This is a genomic window from Rhodococcus sp. P14 (assembly GCF_000256505.1).
Classification (GTDB): domain Bacteria; phylum Actinomycetota; class Actinomycetes; order Mycobacteriales; family Mycobacteriaceae; genus Rhodococcus; species Rhodococcus ruber.
In genome coordinates, this window is the sequence record NZ_AJFC01000140.1 from 1 (window position 1) to 18,811 (window position 18,811).

Consider the following 18,811-nt stretch of genomic DNA (forward strand, 5'->3'; position numbering starts at 1 on the left):
GTCGGCGACATCCTCGGCGGTGATGTGTTCCCGGTCCGGACGGCGGCGCCACACGTTGTGGCCCACCAGCTGGATCAGGAAGGGATATCCGCCGGTGGCGGCCGCGGCCGTGCGGCACTGCTCGTCCGCGATCGAGCGTCCCGACTCCTCGACGGGGACGCGGATCGCCTCGGCGACGTCGTCGAGGGACACGGGGCCGAGGACGTGCCGGTCGGCGCGGCGCAGGAACGTGACGACGTCGTCGCTCAGCAGGTCGCTCACCGCGGCCGGGAGGCCGGCGCCGACGAACGCCAGCTCCCGCTCCTCCCGGAACGCGTGCTGGACGACGGCGCCGAGCTCGCGCAGGTCGCCACTGCGCCGGCGGTGCATCTCGTCGACGCTGATCAGCAGCCCGGTGCCGTGGCCGGCCAGGATGCCGGTCAGCTCCTCGAGCTGCCGGCGCAAGCCGGCCTCGGGCCGGCCCTCCGCGACGTCGGTCCAGCTCACCGAGACCCCGGCGACGGACCCGCCGGTCAGCCGGCGCCGGGCCGGTGGGTCGCGATGCTCGTGCAGCAGCCGGGGCAGGTGCTCGCGGGTGAGCCGGTCGACGAGCCCGGGGGTGGCGGTCTCGGAGATCACCAGCCAGCCCCGGCGGCGGGCCTGCTCCTCGGCCTGGTTGAGCATCACGGTCTTCCCGACCCCGCGTGCACCGGTGTAGAGGGTGGCGCGTCCGGGCGCGCCCGGACCGTCGTCGAGCGAGGCGCCGAAGTCCTCCACCAGGTCGCCGCGCCCCACGAGCAGGGGCGGCGTCACCCCGAACGACGGTCTGAACGGGTTCCGCACCCGGCCAGCCTAGCTGGATTTTTAGCTCCTTTTAGTTCTTTTGGTGCTTTTAGCGGTGTATAGCGGTGCGGGCGGTGCGAGGATGCACCCATGCCTACGACTACCGCCGCCGACGCCCAGGGCCTGTGCAACTTCGTGGATCTGTCGCCGTCGCCGTTCCACGTGTGCGCAACCGTCGCCGCCGCTCTCGCCGACGCGGGCTTCACGCAGCTCACCGAGACCGAGGTGTGGCCGAGCGAGCCCGGCCGCTACTACCTGCTGCGGGGCGGTTCGCTGATCGCGTGGAGCACCGAAGGCGCCGACGGCGACCCCGCCCGCCCGTTCCGGATCGTGGGCGGGCACACCGACAGCCCCAACCTGCGGGTCAAGCAGCATCCGGACCTCACCTCGGCGGGCTGGCAGCTGGTCGGCCTCGAACCGTACGGGGGAGCCTGGCTGAACTCGTGGCTGGACCGCGATCTCGGCATCTCCGGCCGGCTCACCGTACGGACCGGCACCGGGGCCGAGGACGTCCTCGTGCGCGTCGATCGGCCGATCCTGCGCGTGCCGCAACTCGCCATCCACCTGTCGGAGGACCGCAAGGGCGTGCAACTGGATCCGCAGCGCCACGTGAACGCCGTGTGGGGAGTGGGCACCGCGCCGCGGTCCTTCCTCGCCTTCCTCGCGGAGGCCGTCGAGGTGGAGGCCGACGCGATCCTGGGCTGGGAGCTGATGACCCACGATCTCGCCCCGTCCACCCTGATCGGGGCGGATGCGGACCTGCTCAGCGCGCCGCGCCTGGACAACCAGGGCACCTGCTACGCCGGGACCGCGGCGCTGCTCGCGGCCGTCGGCCACGTCGCCGGGAACGGTGGCCCGGCGCCGGTGCTCGCGCTGTTCGACCACGAGGAGGTCGGCAGCATGTCCGACCGCGGGGCGTTCTCCGACCTGTTGACCACCGTGCTCGAACGGGTCGTGCTGGCCCGGGGCGGCGGCCGCGAGGACTTCCTCCGGACGATGGCCGGCTCGGTGGTGGCCTCCGGAGACATGGCTCATGCCACCCACCCGAACTACCCCGACCGCCACGAGCCCGCCCACCGCATCGCGGTGAACGGCGGCCCCGTGCTCAAGGTCAACCAGAACCTGCGCTACGCCACCGACGCCGCCGGCGCCGCTGCCTTCGCGCTCGCCTGCGAGCAGGCCGGAGTGCCGTTGCAGCGCTACGTGCATCGCGCCGACCTGCCGTGCGGTTCGACGATCGGCCCCATCACCGCCTCCCGGACCGGACTGACGACCGTCGACGTCGGGGCCCCGCAGCTCGCGATGCACTCGGCGCGCGAACTCATGGGAACGAAGGACGTCACCGCGTACGCCCGCGCGCTCGAGGCGTTCCTCACTCCGCCCAACTGACCGGCACGGTGCGGCATCCGGTGCCAGACTGAGGGGACAACACGCCCGACCGCGAACGGTGGTGATCCTGTGACCGGCCCGTCGTTCCCCGACCATCTGCTGACCCTCGCCGAATGGGCGGAACTGCCCGAGTACGAACAGTTCCACGTCGAGGTCTGCGAGGGGGTCCTGTCGGCGTCGCCGCGGCCCGGGTACCTGCACCAGCACGTCGCGTTCGGGCTGGTCGCCCAGCTCGCCGACCAGCTGCCGAAGGAACTCGCCGTGCTCGGCGACGTGGAGGTGCTGCTCACCGAGACCCCGCTGACGGTGCGCTGCCCGGACGGCATCGTCGTCGACCGCGCACTGGTGGATGCCGATCCGGACCGCGCGACGGGGACCGACGTCCGGCTGGTGGTGGAGGTCATGGCCGAGGGCTCCGTCCGCACCGACCGCGTCACCAAGTTCTCCGAGTACGCCGAGGCCCGTATCCCCGTGTACTGGATGATCGACCTCGTCGAGCCCGCCACGCTCGGGGTGTTCGTGCTCGACGACGGGTGGTATCGCTACGAGGGCGAGTACACGGGCAAGGTGACGCTCCCGGTCGCGGGGCACCGCGTGAGCGTGGACCTCGACGCCTTGACGGCGGTGCGGCCGCCCCAGCGGTCCGCACCGGTGGACGGAGCCGGGCGTGCACCCGGATAGACTGGCCGCGGCAGCGCGCGCCCGGCCTGCCGTTTCGATCCCAGAGTGAAGGGACCCGACGCCCAGTGTCACCGCAGGTGGATACCGTCACCCACGCCGCCGAAACCCCCGAAGTCGCCCAGCCCTTCCGTGAGCTGGGACTGAAGGACGACGAGTACGCCCGCATCCGGGAGATCCTGGGCCGTCGTCCCACGGATGCCGAGCTGGCCATGTACTCGGTGATGTGGTCCGAGCACTGCTCCTACAAGTCCTCCAAGGTGCACCTGCGGTACTTCGGGGAGACCACCACCGACGAGATGCGGGCCTCGATGCTCGCGGGCATCGGTGAGAACGCCGGCGTCGTCGACATCGGCGACGGCTGGGCGGTCACCTTCAAGGTCGAGTCCCACAACCATCCGTCCTACGTCGAGCCGTACCAGGGTGCCGCGACCGGTGTCGGCGGCATCGTCCGCGACATCATGGCGATGGGTGCCCGTCCGATCGCGGTCATGGACCAGTTGCGCTTCGGCGCCGCGGACGCGCCCGACACCCGGCGCGTCGTCGACGGCGTGGTCCGCGGCATCGGTGGGTACGGCAACTCCCTCGGCCTGCCCAACGTCGGCGGCGAAACCGTCTTCGACGCCTCCTATGCCGGCAACCCCCTGGTCAATGCGCTGTGTGCCGGGGCGATGCGCACGGAGGACCTGCACCTGGCGTTCGCGTCGGGCACGGGCAACAAGATCATCCTGTTCGGCGCGCGCACGGGCCTCGACGGCATCGGCGGCGTGTCCGTCCTGGCGTCGGAGACCTTCGACGGTGACGAATCCGGTTCCGGACAGGAAGCCGGCCCCTCGAAGTCCCGCAAGAAGCTGCCGGCGGTGCAGGTGGGGGATCCGTTCACCGAGAAGGTGCTCATCGAGTGCTGCCTCGACCTCTACCGCGAGAAGCTCGTCGTCGGCATCCAGGACCTCGGCGGCGCCGGCCTCGCCTGCGCGACCTCCGAGCTGGCCGCCGCCGGCGACGGCGGCATGCACGTCGCGCTCGAGCGGGTTCCGATGCGCGCGACCGGCATGACCCCCGCCGAGGTGCTCTCGAGCGAGTCCCAGGAGCGCATGTGCGCCGTCGTGACCCCGGAGAACGTCGACGCCTTCATGGCCGTGTGCAAGAAGTGGGACGTGCTGGCCACCGTGATCGGCGAGGTCACCGACGGCGACCGGCTCGTCATCGACTGGCACGGTGAGACCGTCGTCGACGTGCCGCCGCGCACCGTCGCGCACGAGGGCCCGGTGTACCACCGCCCGGTGCAGCGCCCGGAGTCCCAGGACTCGCTCGTCGCGGACACCACTGCGGGGCTGAAGCGGCCGCAGACGCCCGAGGAACTGAAGGCGACCCTGCTGAAGATGATCGGCTCGCCGCAGCTGTGCAGCCGCAAGTGGATCACCGAGCAGTACGACCGCTACGTCCGCGGCAACACGGTGCTCGCCGAGCACGCCGACGCGGGCGTGATCCGCGTCGACGAGCAGACCGGCCGCGGGATCGCGCTCGCCACCGACGCTTCGGGCCGCTACACCCAGCTCGACCCGTACGCCGGCGCGCAGCTCGCCCTCGCCGAGGCCTACCGCAACGTCGCCGTCACCGGTGCCACCCCGAAGGCCGTGTCCAACTGCCTGAACTTCGGCTCGCCCGAGGATCCGGGCGTGATGTGGCAGTTCCAGCAGGCCGTGCGCGGTCTCGCCGACGGGTGCGCGCAGCTCGGCATTCCCGTCACCGGCGGCAACGTCAGCTTCTACAACCAGACCGGGGCCACTCCGATCCTGCCGACCCCGGTCGTCGCCGTGCTCGGCGTGATCGACGACGTGCACCGCCGCATCCCCACCGGCCTCGGCCTCGAGCCGGGCGAGACGCTCATCCTGCTGGGGGAAACCCGCGACGAGTTCGACGGCTCGATCTGGGCGCAGGTCGAGCACGATCACCTCGGTGGCGTCCCGCCGAAGGTCGACCTCGAGCGGGAGCGGCTGCTCGCCGAGATCCTCACCGCCGCCTCGCGCGACGGCCTGGTCTCCGCCGCCCACGACCTGTCCGAGGGCGGTCTCGCGCAGGCGGTCGTCGAGGCCGCGCTGGCCGGCGAGACCGGCTGCCGGATCCTGCTGCCGGAGGACGCGGACCCGTTCGTGACCCTGTTCTCCGAGTCCGCCGGCCGGGTGCTGGTGGCGGTGCCGCGCACCGAGGAGACCCGCTTCACCGGCATGTGCACGGCGCGCGACATGCCGTGGGTGCGGATCGGGGTCGTCGACGAGGGCTCCGACTCCGTCGAGGTGCAGGGTCTGTTCTCGGTCACGACGGCCGAACTGCGCGAGGTCTACGAGGGCACACTTCCGGCGTTGTTCGGGTGAGCGATGGTCGGTTCCCAGGTCGATCGGCTGGCGTCGATAGAGGCCCGGCAGGGCCGGATCATCGACGCGGTCACCGAATTCGGTGACCGCCACCCCCACACCGCCCAGGTGTGGGGGGCACTGAGCCTGGATTTCACCGGCATCGCCTTCGCGGCCCTGTTCTTCTGCTGGTCGCTGACTCCGTCGCTGCTGCCTCGCGACTGGTTGTTCCAGGGGCTGATCGGCGGCATCAACGTCGCCATCGGCTACGGGGTGGGATGTGCCGTCGGCTGGGCCGGCAACCGGCTGCTGGCGAAGCGGCCGTGGTGGCCACCGCCGCTGCCCGTGCTGCGGGCGATCAAGGTGGCGGTCCCGGTCGCCGCCGTGCTCGCGTCGCTGGTGGCGCTGGTGTTCGCGTCGCGGCAGCAACGCCAGCTGGCCGCGCTGATGAACGCCGAGGGCACCACGACCAGCGGGTATCTGCGGACCCTGGTGCTCGCCGCCGCCGTCGCGCTCACCCTGATCGCCACCTGGCGCGGCCTGCGCGAACTCGCGGGGATCGTCGCGTGGCAGCTGGTGCGGCGTCTGCGCATACCGCCGGGGGCCGCGCGTTCGCTCGGTGCGCTGCTGGTGGTGCTGGTGGTGTTCATGCTCATCGACGGTGTGCTGGCCCGGGGCGCCTACGCGGGACTGAACTGGGTGTTCGGCATCCACAACAACGAGACCCGGCCGGGAGTCACGCAGCCGCTCGTGCCCGAGAAGTCCGGGAGCCCCGAGTCGTTCGCGGCGTGGGACACCCTCGGCTACCAGGGGCGCGACTTCGTCGGCCGAGGTCTCGACGCCGCCGAGCTGACCGCGATCAACGGTGTTCCGGCCCGGGAACCGATCCGGGTCTACGCGGGACTCGAGACCGCCGACACCCCCGAGGCGCGTGCCGACGTCGTGATCGACGAGCTCGAACGCACCGACGCGTTCGACCGCGAGGTGCTCGTGATCATCCCGACCACCGGAACGGGATGGGTCAATCCGACCGCGGCGATGATGATGGAGCTCGTCCACAACGGCGACGTCGCCCTCGTCGCGTGGCAGTACTCGTACATGCCGAGCTGGATCTCCTTCCTCGCCGACCGTGAGAAGGCCGCGGCCGCCGGCGACATGCTCATCGATCGGGTTCACAACCGGTGGCTCGCCCAGTCCGCCGAGCATCGGCCGGAGCTGTATGTGTACGGGGAGAGCCTCGGAACCCAGTCGGGGGAGGGCGCTTTCGGCACGGTCGCCGCGATCCGCGACACCGTCGACGGCGTCCTGTGGGTCGGCCCGCCCAACTCGAACCGCCTGTGGCGCCAGCTCGTCGACCGCCGAGACCCGGGCACGACCGAGGTCGAACCGGTGTACGCGGACGGCCTGGTGGTGCGCTTCGCCGACGACCGCGCGTCGATCGGGGAGCCCGACACCCCGTGGCTGTTCCCCCGGATCCTGTACCTGCAGCACGCGTCCGATCCGGTGGTGTGGTGGTCCCCGGACCTGATCGTCAGCCGGCCGGACTGGCTGTCCGAACCGCCCGGCCCCGACCGGCTTCCGCAGATGCGCTGGTTCCCGTTCGTGACCTTCTGGCAGGTCTCGGCGGATCTGACCAACGCCGCCGGGGTGCCCGACGGGCACGGTCACAACTACGGCACCACGGTGCTCGACGGCTGGATCGCGGTCACTGCGCCCGACGGCTGGACCGAGGCCGACACCGAGCGGGTGCGGTTCGCGCTGACCGTCATCGACGATCTGCAGGGACCGGAGAAGTGAGCCGGCCGGGACGGAGTCACCGCCGGCCGTGGCTCGGTCCGGCGGTCGCCGCGGCGGTCGTGGGCTGGGGCGCGGTGCTGCCGGCCACCCGGATCGGGCCGCGCGGGCGCGCCGTGCTCTCGGCGACCGTCGGCACCGCCGCGGTGTTCGCGGCCCGGGCCGCGGGCGTCGAGCGGGGCATGCTGGGACTGGATCCGCGGCATCTCGTGTCCGGCGCGCGGTGGGGTCTGGCCGCCGCCGCCGTCCCGCTGGCCGCGTACGCAGGCATGCTCGCCGTCCCGTCGCTGCGGGCCCGGCTCGTCGACGAAGCCCGTGCCGAACGCGAGGACTTCTACGAATGGGTGGGGCTGCACATTCCGTTCGGCACCGTCGCCGCCGAGGAGCTGCTGTTCCGCAGCGTTCTCACGGCGCTGCTCGGTCCGGGCACGGCGGGGTCCGGTCTGCACGCGGCGGCGTTCGGGCTGTGGCACGTGCAGCCCGCACGGGACGCCGGTCATCACGTGCTCGGCACGGTGCTCGTCACCGGACTCTCGGCGGTGGTCTTCGACCGGCTGCGCCGCCGCAGCGGCAGCGTCCTCGCACCTGCCCTGCTGCACCTGGCACTCAACGTCGGCGGGGCCGTGGCGGTGCGGCTGGCGGGACTGCCCGCCGAGGACGACGACGCCGCCCGGCGTAGCTAGGCTGGCTCGCCGTGGCACCGCGCAAACCCGTCGACCCCGCCGAGCTCCGCGCCGCCGTCCTGCGGGTCGGTCCGTGGCTGCGGGACGAGACGGTCGACGCACCGGTCCGCGCCGACCTCGCGGCGGCGGTGCGCCTGACCGCTCGCGCCCTGGAGCAGGCGGCGCCCGGATCCAGCGTCGAGGTGCGGGTGCCGCCGTTCGTGGCGGTGCAGTGCATCGAGGGGCCCCGCCACACCCGGGGGACCCCGCCCAACGTCGTCGAGACCGGCCCGCGGACGTGGCTTCGTCTGGTCACGGGACTCGTCGATTTCGCCGACGCCGCCGCCGCGGGATCGCTGGACGCGTCCGGGAGCCGTGCCGCGGAGATCGCGCACTGGATGCCGCTGTTGCGGTTGTGAGCGCAAGGGCTGGGAACGGCGGAGGAGGCCCCGGTGACCCGTCGGAGCGGGGCATCGTCGGCCGACCCGTAGAATGGCCTTGCCTCTCTTTTGTCCAGCCCCCAGGGAGCACCCCGGTGACCAGTGCCGATCTGTCGGTTCACACACGTAATCTCCTCGCAGCCGAGGAACCCGAGAACGAACCTCGTGAGGAGTGCGGAGTCTTCGGAGTCTGGGCTCCGGGCGAGGATGTGTCCAAGCTCACGTACTACGGCCTCTATGCGCTGCAGCACCGGGGGCAGGAGGCGGCCGGTATCGCCGTCGCCGACGGCTCTCAGGTCCTCGTGTTCAAGGATCTCGGGCTGGTGAGCCAGGTCTTCGACGAGCAGACCCTCGCCGCCATGTCCGGGCACATCGCGATCGGGCACTGTCGCTACTCGACCACCGGGTCGACCACCTGGGAGAACGCCCAGCCGATCTTCCGCACGACCGCGGCCGGCACCGGCGTCGCGCTCGGCCACAACGGCAATCTGGTCAACACCGCCGAACTCGCCCAGCGTGCCCGGGAACTGGGCCTCGGCGACGACCGGCGGGCGGTCACGGCCACCACCGACTCCGACATCGTCGGCGCGCTGCTCGCGCACGCCGCCGCCGACAGCACGGTCGAGCAGGCGGCCCTCGAGCTGCTGCCGACCCTGCGCGGTGCCTTCTGCCTGACCTTCATGGACGAGCACACGCTCTACGCGGCGCGCGACCCGTGGGGAATCCGGCCGCTGTGCCTGGGCCGCCTGGACCGCGGCTGGGTCGTGGCCAGCGAGACCGCCGCGCTCGACATCGTCGGCGCGTCCTTCGTGCGCGACATCGAGCCCGGCGAGCTGCTCGCCATCGACGCCGACGGCGTCCGCTCGAGCCGCTTCGCGAACCCGGAGCCCAAGGGCTGCGTGTTCGAGTACGTCTACCTCGCGCGGCCGGACTCGACGATCGCGGGCCGCTCGGTGCACGCCACTCGCGTGGAGATCGGCCGGCGACTGGCCAAGGAACACCCGGTCGACGCGGACCTGGTCATTCCGGTGCCGGAGTCGGGCACCCCCGCCGCCGTCGGCTACGCGCAGGGCTCGGGGATCCCCTACGGCCAGGGCCTGATGAAGAACGCCTACGTGGGCCGTACCTTCATCCAGCCGAGCCAGACCATCCGCCAGCTCGGCATCCGGCTCAAGCTCAATCCGCTGCGCGAGGTCATCCGCGGCAAGCGGCTCGTCGTGGTCGACGACTCGATCGTGCGTGGCAACACCCAGCGGGCCCTGATCCGGATGCTCCGCGAGGCCGGTGCGCTCGAGATCCACGTGCGGATCGCGTCGCCGCCGGTGAAGTGGCCGTGCTTCTACGGCATCGACTTCGCATCCCCGGCCGAGCTGATCGCCAACGGCGGCGGCACCCGCGACGCCTCCGAACGGACCGGGCACGACTTCGACGAGATGGTGGAGATGGTGCGCCGGTCGATCGGCGCGGACTCCCTCGGATACATCTCGATCGACGGGATGATCGGCGCCACCGAGCAGCCCGCCTCGCGCCTGTGCGCCGCGTGCTTCGACGGGCACTACCCGATCGCGCTGCCGAAGGAGCACGCCGTCGGGAAGAACGTGCTCGAAGGGATGCTCGGCGGGGCCGCGGGGGCCACGCCGGCGCTCGACAACGACAACGCGGACGCCTTGAGCCGTCCCTAGACCCGCCCGCCGTCGCGAGGACGGCGGCCCCGGTTTCGCGTCGTCGCGCGTCGGCGGTCCGGCCCGGTCGGGTACCTTGAGGTGCGCGATCGGCGGGCTTCGGCGTGCGTTCGCGCGCCCGGCAGCGATGCCGATACACCTGTTCACCACAACTCGAGGCTGGAGCCGACAACCCATGACCGAGGACACAACCCCCGGAGCTTCCTACGCAGCGGCGGGCGTGGACATCGAGGCCGGCGATCGAGCCGTCGAACTGTTCGCGCCGCACGCGAAGAAGGCGACCCGCCCGGAGGTGCTCGGCGGCCTCGGTGGATTCGCGGGGCTGTTCGCGCTCAAGGGCGACTACAAGGAACCGCTGCTCGCGGCGTCCACCGACGGGGTCGGCACCAAACTGGCGGTGGCGCAGGCCCTCGACAAGCACGACACCGTCGGTCTCGACCTCGTGGCGATGGTCGTCGACGACCTCGTGGTCTGCGGCGCCGAGCCGCTCTTCCTGCAGGACTACATCGCGGTCGGGCGCGTGGTGCCCGAGCGGGTGGCCGAGATCGTCGGCGGCATCGCGGCGGGCTGCGTCCAGGCCGGCTGCGCCCTGCTCGGCGGCGAGACCGCCGAGCATCCCGGCGTGATGGCCGACGGGGACTACGACCTGTCCGCCACGGGTGTCGGCGTCGTCGAGGCCGACCGGCTGCTCGGGCCCGACCGGGTGCGTCCGGGCGACGTGGTGATCGCCATGGGTTCGTCGGGGCTGCACTCGAACGGATACTCGCTGGCCCGCAAGGTCCTTCTCGACATCGGCAAGATGAGCCTGACGGCGCACGTCGACGAGTTCAGCCGCAGCCTCGGCGAGGAACTGCTCGAGCCGACCCGGATCTACGCGAAGGACTGCCTCGCGCTGGCCGCCGAAACCGAGGTCCGCACGTTCTGCCACGTCACCGGCGGAGGGCTCGCGGGCAACCTGGCCCGGGTGATGCCGAAGGGACTCGTCGCCGAGCTCGACCGGACCACGTGGAGCCCGGCCCCGGTGTTCGGGCTCATCGCCCAGCGCGGCCGCGTCGAGCGGACCGAGATGGAGAAGACCTTCAACATGGGCGTCGGCATGGTCGCGATCGTCGCGCCCGAGGACGTCGACCGGGCCCTCGCGGTGCTCACCGCGCGCCACATCGACTGCTGGACGCTGGGCACCGTGCGCAAGTCTCAGGACCAGGACGACGTGCGCGCCGTGCTCGTGGGCGACCACCCGCGGTTCTGACCCGGCGCCGGTCCGGAGCCGACACCGGAAACGGAGTCGGCACCGGAGCCGGATCCGACACCGGATACGCGTCGCACCGATACGCGCAGCGCCCGGGCCGTGCAGGACGGCCCGGGCGCTGCGCGTCGTGGTGACGAAGTTTTCCGGATCGCCTCACCTGCCGGCCGGGTGTCGCAGCGGTGTGCGAGATCCGGACGGCGAGGAGGGTGCCAGCGAAGGGGGGAGTCGGTGGTCCGACTCCCCCCTCCTGTGCGTGAGGCTCGGGTCAGCGACGCCAGTCGTCGTCGTAGTCGTCGTCCCAGGGGGAACGACCGTCCGGTCCGGAACGCTGGTCTGCGAAGACCTCGTCCCGGTGCGAGTTGGGTGTACCGCCAGACAACTCCCGCTGGAGGCTCTCGAAGTCGGTGGCCGGTGAGCTGTACTTGAGCTCCCGTGCAACCTTGGTCTGCTTTGCCTTAGCCCGGCCGCGGCCCATGGCTAACCCCCTCGCGCCTTGACGGGGCGGCCTGGGGAATTTGGCGGCCCCGGTTAATTGAGTATTTTCCTGGCCACCACTCTAGCGTGGAAAAGTCGGTTCCGCCTCCACACACCTGGTGGCGCCGGTGTCCGATTGGTCTCACCCACAGGCGACCTGGGCAAATGCGGGACGAGGGAGCGTTCAGAGCACTCCGGGGATCGCCCGGACCGTGCCGACCCGGATCCCACCGCCGAGCACCGGCTGCGACGCGAGCTCCGCGTGCTCCTCGGACCACGTCACTCCGAGGTGGTGCAGCAGGGCGGCAGTGAGGGGAAGGCGGGCCCGCTCGTGGCCGTCGTCGATCTTCAGTGCGAACGCGGTGCCGTCCGGCAGGGCACCCGCGTGCACGCCGTCCGCCCCGGCCTTGCACAGCAGTCCCGGCACCGCGGGCATCAACCGGGCGTCGTCCTTGCCGGTGCCAGAGACGAGGTGCGGATGACTCCGGATCGCGTCGGCCACGGCCCGTTCCGGCGTCCCGGGCTCGGCCGTCGCCAGCCGCGAATAGGCCCGGGCGAGATTGACCAGGGGCAGCGGCACGATCGGCAGGCCGCACCCGTCGATTCCGAGATCGGTGTCCTCGACGTCGCCCGCGAGGTCGAGGACCGTCTCGACCACGGCCTGCTGCAGCGGATGGGCGGAGTCGAGGGAGCCCCGCTCGTCCGAGCCGGCGCGGACGGGCCAGCCGTTCGCGGCGCACGTCGCGAGCATCGCGGCGTGCTTGCCGGAGCAGTTCATGTACACCGTCCGCCGGGGGTGACCGGCGGCGACGATCGTCGCCCGGGCCGGTTCGTTGCCCGGCAGATCCGGCGGGCACTGCAGGTCGTCCTCGGTGAATCCGTGCCCGGCGAGCAGCGCGTCCACCAGCCGGACGTGCCCGGCCTCGCCCTCGTGCGAGGCCGTCGCGATCGCGAGTTCCTCCGTCGAGCGGGGCACGAAGCCCTGCCGCAGCAGCGCCACCGCCTGCAGCGGCTTGTTCGACGACCGCGGATAGATCGGCGTGCGGATCTCGCCCAGTGCGAGCCGCACGTCGCCGGCCGGGTCGAGTACGACGAGCGAGCCGCGGTGCACGCATTCGCGGAACCCCGATCGCACCACTTCCACGAGTTCGACGCTCAATACTCCACCTGCACCTCTCGTCCGGCGACTCGTCTGCGAGCCTTGTCGGCGACACTAGGGGACAGGTCGTCCTGCTGCGCGAGCATCTCCGCGATCCGCGCCGGGTCCCGGCCGGTGAACAGGTCCCGCACGGTCACGCCGTGTTCGGGTACGTGCACCACGAAGATCCCGTCGCCCGCCTCGACGGGGCCCTCGGCGAGCACCTTCAGATAGGCCCCGGTGTCGCCGCGCGCGGCGAACCGCCGCACCCAGCCCGGTTCCTGCGCCCACACCCCGAAGGTGCCGCACGGCGTGCGCGGCCCGGTGACCTCGAGGAGCAGACCGAGCGCGCCGATCCGCCAGCGCTCGCCGATCACCGCATCCGAGGCGGCGATCCCGCTCACGCGCAGGTTCTCGCCGAACCACCCCGCGGGCAGTTCGCGGCCGAGCTCGTCGGCCCAGCGACGTGCCTCGTCCTCGGCGTACGCGTAGACCGCCTTGTGGCGACCGCCGTGGTGGGCGGTGTCGCACTGCCGGTCGCCGGCCAGGCCGAGCCGGCGGACCTGCACGGGGCCGGTCACGGGACGCTTGTCGATGGCCGTGTGCGCGACACGGCGGGTGCCGCTGGCGCGGACGGAGTGCACCGTGCAGACCGCCTCGACCCGTCCGGTCGGCGGGTTCCGGTGGCTCACCGACCCCGGAGCCGTTCCACGGCGAGCCGGCCGGCCTGCACGGTGGCGTCGTCGGGGATCGAGTCCGGATCGATCGCCGCGGCGCAGGGCCCGGCGACGAGGGCCGTGCCGACGGGCACGTTCCGCTTGATCAGGGCCAGCGCGACGGGGCCGAGCTCGAAGTGGTCGACCACGGTGCCCAGCCGCCCCACGCCGCGGCCGTCGGCGGTCACCGGGTCCCCGGGTTCGGGCCGGCCCTCGGCGGAGCCGTCGAGGTGCAGCAGGACGAGATGCCGGGGCGGCTTGCCGAGATTGTGCACCCGCGCGACGGTCTCCTGCCCCCGGTAGCAGCCCTTGTCGAGATGGACGGCGCCGTGCTCGGCCGGGCCGCCGATCCAGCGGGCCTCGTGCGGGATGGTGCGCTCGTCGGTGTCGAGACCGATCCGCGGGCGGAGCGCGACGACGCGCAGCGCCTCGAACGCCCACGTTCCGGCCGGGCGGGCCCCGGCGTCGACCAGGGCGGCGAACACGTCGGTGAGCCGCTCGCGGGGGACGAGCAGGTCCCAGGCGTCGTCGGTGGGCCAGGGCATGCGCCGGACGAGCCCGCCGCCGGGCAGGGCGACCGCGGCGTAGACGTCGGCGGGCAGGGCGTCGATGCCCAGCGCGGCCAGGACGGGGGCATCGCCGGCGCGCGGCCCGAGCAGGCTCAGCACGGCCATCTCGTTGCCGTCCCGCGGCTCGGCCTTGGACCAGAACACCATTCTGCTGAGGAACGTCAACAGGTCCGGCCCGCGCTGCGGTTCGGTGTCGATCCAGGTGACGCCGTCGAGGTCGGTCTGCACGAAGTGGTGCTCGACGCGGCCCTGCGCATCGAGGCTGAGGTTCTCCGCCGAGGTGCCGTCGGGCAGCTGCGCGACGTGCTGGCTGGAGATGGTGTGCAACCAGCTCAGGCGCTCCTCGCCGGAGATCGCGACGACGAACCGGGTCGAACGGTCGACGACGGCCACGCCGGTGAGGGCGGCCCGCTGTTCGCCGAACGGATCGCCGTAGTGCCAGGGCAGTCCCGTGTCCGGGGTGCCGGCCGGCGCGGGAACGGCACCGGGACGAGCGAGAAGTGGGCTGTCGGTCACAAAGGGAGTGTCGGCCACGACATCAGTCTAGGAGCGCGGGTCTGCGCCCGGCGGAATGGATAGGGTGTGCGCATGGCTGAGCGGGTGCTGGTGACGCTGGACGGCGAGGTTCGGGACGCGGACGTGCCGCTGCTGCACGCGGACGACATCGGGGTGCTGCGCGGCGACGGGGTGTTCGAGACCCTCCTCGTGCGCGGTGGGCGGGCACGGACCGTCGAGCAGCACCTGAGCCGGCTCGTGTCCTCCGCCGCGGCGGCGGGGCTGCCGACGCCCGAGCGCGACGACTGGCGGCTGGCGATCGACGTCGCGGTCGAGCAGTGGGACGCGGAGCGGGAAGGGGCGTTGCGCCTGGTGTACACCCGCGGCCGGGAGGGTGGCAGTGAGCCGACCGCGTTCCTGTTGCTGACCCCGGTGGCCGAACGGGTGTACAAGGCCCGCGCGGACGGTGTGTCCGTGGTGACGCTCGAGCGCGGGTATTCGGTGGATCTCGCGTCGAAGGCGCCGTGGCAGCTGCTCGGCGCCAAGACCCTGTCCTACGCGACGAACATGGCGGCGCTGCGGCATGCCGAGTCCCTCGGGGCCGACGATGTGATCTACATCAGCAGCGAGGGTTTCGTGTTGGAAGGGCCACGTTCGTCGGTCCTCGTCGCGCGCGGGCGCACGCTGATCACCCCGCCGCCCGAGCAGGGAATCCTGCCCGGCACCACCCAGCAGGCGCTGTTCGACGTCGCGGGCGACCACAACTTCGTGGTGCGGTACGAGCCGGTCCGTCCTGCGGATCTCGTTGTGGCAGATGGCGTCTGGCTGGTCTCGAGCGTCGCGTTGGCGGCGCGCGTGCACACCCTCGACGGGCACGATCTGTCCCGGCGGTCCCTGGTCGGCGAGGTCGAGGCCCTGGTGGACGCCGCGGTCGAGTGAGCGCCGGATCCCCCGTCGTGGGCCGGTCCGGAGCACGCGAGCGCGGGGATGTGTCGGTCGACACCGTCGACGCTCCTGTCCACTTCTACTACTGTAAGTAGTAACAAGGTCACCGACGCGTCCGGCGGATGGTTCCTTGTGCACAGAGTCCGAGGCCCCGAGCCCGTGCCCCGGACTCGGAGCCTGTCCCTGGGCGTTACCTCGGAGTAGCCATGGATGTGTTGGACCTGTCCCGGTGGCAGTTCGGCATCACCACCGTCTATCACTTCATCCTCGTCCCGCTGACCATCGGTCTCGCCCCGCTCATCGCGGTCATGCAGACCATGTGGGTGGTCACGAAGAAGGACCACTGGTACCGCCTGACGAAGTTCTTCGGCAAGCTCTTCCTCATCAACTTCGCCCTCGGCGTGGCCACCGGCATCGTGCAGGAATTCCAGTTCGGCATGAACTGGAGCGAATACTCCCGCTTCGTCGGGGACGTCTTCGGCGCCCCGCTGGCGCTCGAGGGCCTGGTGGCGTTCTTCCTCGAATCGACCTTCCTCGGCCTGTGGATCTTCGGATGGGGCCGGCTACCGAAACTGGTCCACCTGGCGACGATCTGGCTGGTCGCGATCGGCGTGAACGCCTCCGCGTACTTCATCATCTCCGCCAACTCGTTCATGCAGCACCCCGTCGGCGCGACGTACAACCCCGAGACCGGGCGTGCGGAACTGACGAGCATCTGGGAACTGCTGACCAACAACACCGCGCTCGCGGCGTTCCCGCACACCGTCGCCGGGGCGTTCCTCACCGCCGGCACGTTCGTCGCCGGCATCGCCGGCTGGGGGATGGTGCGCAACATGCGCCGCGCCGCGCAGGCCGAGCCGGTCGAGGCCGACCGGCTCGAAGGCGAGGCCCGCGGCATGTTCCGGCCCGCCGCCCGGCTCGGCATGCTCGTGATGATCGTCTCCGGTGTCGCGCTCTTCGTCAGCGGCGACATCCAGGCGAAGCTCATGTTCGAACAGCAGCCGATGAAGATGGCGTCCGCGGAGTCGCTGTGCCACACCGAGACCGACCCCAAGTTCTCGGTCCTGACGATCGGTACGCACAACAACTGCGACGGCGTCATCCACGTCCTCGAGGTGCCGTACGTGCTGCCGTACCTCGCGCAGGGCGAGTTCACCGGCGTCACCCTGCAGGGCGTCGAAGACCTGCAGGACCAGTACGAGCAGCAATTCGGTCCCGGCAACTACCGCCCCAACCTGTTCGTCACCTACTGGTCGTTCCGCGCCATGATCGGCCTGGCCGCCGGGTCGGCAGCGCTGGCCGTCGCCGGTCTGTGGGTGACCCGCCGCGGCCGCGTCCCCGACCAGAAGTGGTTCGGCTGGTTGAGCATCCTCGCCATCCCCACGCCGTTCCTGGCCAACAGCGCCGGCTGGATCTTCACCGAGATGGGCCGCCAGCCGTGGGTCGTGCACCCCAACCCGACGGGCGTGGACATGATCCGGCTGACCGTCGACCAGGGCGTGTCGAACAACTCGGCCGGCGCCGTGATCGCCTCCCTGGTGGCCTTCACCGTCGTCTACGGTGCGCTCGGCGTCGTGTGGTTCTGGCTGATCCGCCGCTACACCCTCGAGGGCCCGCTGCCGCACGACGCGCACCCGCCGGGCGAGCACGACGACGAACCCGACGACACCGGCCGGCCCAAGCAGCTGTCCTTCGCGTACTAGGAGATCGGTCATGGGACTTCAAGAGATCTGGTTCGTCCTGATCGCGGTGCTGTTCACCGGATACTTCGTGCTCGAGGGCTTCGACTTCGGTGTCGGCATGCTGATGCCGGTGCTCGGCCGCGGCCGCACCGAGACGGCCGACACCCGCCGCCGGGTGTTGCTCAACACCATCGGGCCGGTGTGGGACGGCAACGAGGTGTGGCTGCTGACCGCGGGCGGCGCGATGTTCGCCGCGTTCCCCGAGTGGTACGCCCCCCTGTTCTCGGGGTTCTACCTGCCCCTGCTGCTGATCCTGCTCGGTCTCATCGTCCGGGTCGTGGCGATCGAGTACCGCGGCAAGATCGACGACCCCACCTGGCGGCGGCGCTGCGACTGGGGCATCGTCTTCGGCTCCTGGGTACCGGCCGTGCTGTGGGGCGTGGCGTTCGCGAACATCGTCCGCGGCGTCGCCATCGACGAGAACAAGCAGTACATCGGCGGCTTCTTCGACCTGCTGAACCCGTACGCGCTGCTCGGTGGTGCCACCACCGCGCTGGTGTTCGCGCTGCACGGCGCGGTTTTCATCGCCCTGAAGTCCGCCGACGAGGTGCGCGAGGACGCCGTGGCCCTCGCCGCACGTCTCGCCGTTCCGGCGGTCGTCGTTGCCGGATCCTTCGTGCTGTGGACGCAACTCGCCTACGGCAAGACCTGGACGTGGCTGCTCGTCGGCGCCGCGGCGGCTGCGCTGCTCGCCGTCGTCGCGCTCACCCGCGCGGAGCGTGAGGGCTGGGCGTTCGTGTTCACCACGGTCGCCATCGTCGGCACCGTCGTCCTGCTGTTCGGATCGCTGTTCCCGAACGTCATGCCGTCCACGCTGGGCGACACCCTGTCGCTGACGATCGAGAACGCGTCGTCGAGTCCGTACACACTGAAGGTCATGACGTGGGCGGCGGTGATCGTCACGCCGGTGGTCCTGATCTACCAGGGCTGGACGTACTGGGTGTTCCGTCAGCGCATCTCCACCAAGCACATCCCGAAGTCCATCGGTCTGTCGCTCGGGGCGAAATGACCGCGCCCGCCGACGCCGCGGTGCGTCCGTTCGGCTCCGCTCCCGGAGCGGCGGATGCGCCACGGCGTCGCGGGCCGATCGACCCGCGGCTGTGGCGCTACTCCGCCACCGCCCGCGGCTACCTGGTGCTCACCCTCGTCACGGCCACGATCAACGTCGCGATGATCGTCGTATCCGCGCTCGCGATCGGTGCGGTCCTCGCGGGGGTGCTCACCACCGGCACCGCGGAACTCGGGGAATGGCGGACCGAGTTGCTGGTCCTGGCCGGGGCCGTCACCGTGCGCACCCTGGTCACGTGGGTGCAGTCCCGGTTCGCGCACCGTTCGGCGAGCCGGGTCGTCGCCGAACTCGAGCACGAGGTGCTCGCGGCGGCGACCCGGCTGCCGCCGCGGGAACTCGAACCACGCCGCGACGAGATCGCCACGGTGCTCACCCGCGGGCTCGGCGGGCTGTCGGAGTACCTCACCGGATACGTGCCGGCCCTGCTGCTCGCCGTCACGCTCACCCCGATCACCGTGGTGGTCATCGCATTCCAGGACCTCACCTCGGCGATCATCGTCGTCGTGACGCTGCCACTCATCCCGGCGTTCATGATCCTCATCGGGCTGCTGACCAAGGGCAAGGCCGACCGCACGCTGCAGACCATGACGACG

General features: G+C 71.3%; 17 protein-coding genes. 12 read left to right on the forward strand and 5 right to left on the reverse strand.

The window, feature by feature from the left end; translation table 11 throughout:
• Positions 1–792: ATP-binding protein (locus OEY_RS0110540; RefSeq protein WP_237713744.1), on the reverse strand; the 792-nt coding region annotated here is incomplete at its 3' end.
• A 120-nt stretch (positions 793–912) separates the two neighbouring features.
• Between OEY_RS0110540 and OEY_RS0110545 the strand changes: the two genes are divergently transcribed.
• The 8 genes from OEY_RS0110545 to purM all read left to right on the forward strand — a co-directional run bounded on the left by OEY_RS0110545 (position 913) and on the right by purM (position 11,070).
• Positions 913–2,211: a M18 family aminopeptidase gene (locus OEY_RS0110545; RefSeq protein WP_010593846.1), complete on the forward strand. Its 1,299-nt coding sequence runs from the start codon at positions 913–915 to the stop codon at positions 2,209–2,211.
• Positions 2,212–2,280: 69 nt separating this feature from the next.
• Entirely contained in the window at positions 2,281–2,892 is a 612-nt protein-coding gene (locus tag OEY_RS0110550) for a Uma2 family endonuclease (RefSeq protein WP_010593847.1), read from the forward strand.
• 65 nt (positions 2,893–2,957) lie between these two features.
• Positions 2,958–5,264 (forward strand): phosphoribosylformylglycinamidine synthase subunit PurL, encoded by a 2,307-nt coding sequence (gene purL / locus OEY_RS28285; protein WP_010593848.1) that lies wholly within the window; start codon positions 2,958–2,960, stop codon positions 5,262–5,264.
• Between the two features lie 3 nt (positions 5,265–5,267).
• Positions 5,268–7,040, forward strand: coding sequence for an alpha/beta hydrolase (locus tag OEY_RS0110560; RefSeq protein ID WP_010593849.1), 1,773 nt, complete (start codon positions 5,268–5,270; stop codon positions 7,038–7,040).
• Positions 7,037–7,720, forward strand: a complete 684-nt coding sequence (locus OEY_RS0110565) for a CPBP family intramembrane glutamic endopeptidase (RefSeq protein WP_010593850.1) — start codon at positions 7,037–7,039, stop codon at positions 7,718–7,720. The genes OEY_RS0110560 and OEY_RS0110565 overlap by 4 nt, the downstream gene beginning before the upstream one ends.
• Positions 7,721–7,731: 11 nt before the next feature.
• Positions 7,732–8,118, forward strand: a complete 387-nt coding sequence (locus OEY_RS0110570; protein ID WP_010593851.1) for a sterol carrier family protein — start codon at positions 7,732–7,734, stop codon at positions 8,116–8,118.
• Between the two features lie 116 nt (positions 8,119–8,234).
• Positions 8,235–9,821, forward strand: a complete 1,587-nt coding sequence (purF, locus tag OEY_RS0110575) for an amidophosphoribosyltransferase (protein ID WP_010593852.1) — start codon at positions 8,235–8,237, stop codon at positions 9,819–9,821.
• 175 nt (positions 9,822–9,996) lie between these two features.
• Positions 9,997–11,070: a phosphoribosylformylglycinamidine cyclo-ligase gene (purM, locus tag OEY_RS0110580; protein WP_026137732.1), complete on the forward strand. Its 1,074-nt coding sequence runs from the start codon at positions 9,997–9,999 to the stop codon at positions 11,068–11,070.
• Positions 11,071–11,335: 265 nt separating this feature from the next.
• On the opposite strand, the gene OEY_RS29775 is transcribed toward purM, so the two are convergent.
• From OEY_RS29775 to ygfZ, 4 genes are all read right to left on the reverse strand, one after another.
• Entirely contained in the window at positions 11,336–11,545 is a 210-nt protein-coding gene (locus OEY_RS29775) for a DUF3073 domain-containing protein (RefSeq protein WP_003936528.1), read from the reverse strand.
• A 183-nt stretch (positions 11,546–11,728) separates the two neighbouring features.
• On the reverse strand, positions 11,729–12,703 hold the full coding sequence (locus OEY_RS0110585; protein WP_010593854.1) for an asparaginase: 975 nt from the start codon (positions 12,701–12,703) through the stop codon (positions 11,729–11,731).
• Positions 12,700–13,374: an MOSC domain-containing protein gene (locus OEY_RS0110590; RefSeq protein WP_010593855.1), complete on the reverse strand. Its 675-nt coding sequence runs from the start codon at positions 13,372–13,374 to the stop codon at positions 12,700–12,702. Before OEY_RS0110590 ends, OEY_RS0110585 begins: the two co-directional genes overlap by 4 nt.
• On the reverse strand, positions 13,371–14,501 hold the full coding sequence (gene ygfZ, locus OEY_RS0110595) for a CAF17-like 4Fe-4S cluster assembly/insertion protein YgfZ (protein ID WP_026137733.1): 1,131 nt from the start codon (positions 14,499–14,501) through the stop codon (positions 13,371–13,373). Before ygfZ ends, OEY_RS0110590 begins: the two co-directional genes overlap by 4 nt.
• Before the next feature lie 54 nt (positions 14,502–14,555).
• Here ygfZ and OEY_RS0110600 point away from each other — a divergent pair, with 54 nt between their 5' ends.
• The 4 genes from OEY_RS0110600 to OEY_RS0110615 all read left to right on the forward strand — a co-directional run.
• Positions 14,556–15,401 (forward strand): aminodeoxychorismate lyase, encoded by an 846-nt coding sequence (locus OEY_RS0110600; RefSeq protein ID WP_010593857.1) that lies wholly within the window; start codon positions 14,556–14,558, stop codon positions 15,399–15,401.
• Positions 15,402–15,613: 212 nt separating this feature from the next.
• Positions 15,614–17,110 carry a cytochrome ubiquinol oxidase subunit I gene (locus OEY_RS0110605; protein ID WP_010593858.1) on the forward strand — a complete coding sequence of 499 codons (1,497 nt, stop codon included), beginning with the start codon at positions 15,614–15,616 and terminating at the stop codon, positions 17,108–17,110.
• Positions 17,111–17,120: 10 nt separating this feature from the next.
• The gene (gene cydB, locus OEY_RS0110610) at positions 17,121–18,158 is read left to right on the forward strand and encodes a cytochrome d ubiquinol oxidase subunit II (RefSeq protein WP_010593859.1); all 1,038 of its coding nucleotides are present in this window, start codon (positions 17,121–17,123) and stop codon (positions 18,156–18,158) included.
• On the forward strand, positions 18,155–18,811 hold a 657-nt coding region (locus tag OEY_RS0110615), incomplete at its 3' end, for an ABC transporter transmembrane domain-containing protein (protein ID WP_010593860.1). The genes cydB and OEY_RS0110615, both read left to right, overlap by 4 nt.

Coding starts and splice junctions, on each gene's coding strand:
- OEY_RS0110560 (WP_010593849.1), top strand. CDS start 5,268: ATGGTCGGTTCCCAGGTCGATCGGCTGGCGTCGATAGAGGCCCGGCAG.
- purM (WP_026137732.1), top strand. CDS start 9,997: ATGACCGAGGACACAACCCCCGGAGCTTCCTACGCAGCGGCGGGCGTG.
- OEY_RS29775 (WP_003936528.1), bottom strand. CDS start 11,545: ATGGGCCGCGGCCGGGCTAAGGCAAAGCAGACCAAGGTTGCACGGGAG.
- OEY_RS0110545 (WP_010593846.1), top strand. CDS start 913: ATGCCTACGACTACCGCCGCCGACGCCCAGGGCCTGTGCAACTTCGTG.
- OEY_RS0110600 (WP_010593857.1), top strand. CDS start 14,556: ATGGCTGAGCGGGTGCTGGTGACGCTGGACGGCGAGGTTCGGGACGCG.
- OEY_RS0110605 (WP_010593858.1), top strand. CDS start 15,614: ATGGATGTGTTGGACCTGTCCCGGTGGCAGTTCGGCATCACCACCGTC.
- cydB (WP_010593859.1), top strand. CDS start 17,121: ATGGGACTTCAAGAGATCTGGTTCGTCCTGATCGCGGTGCTGTTCACC.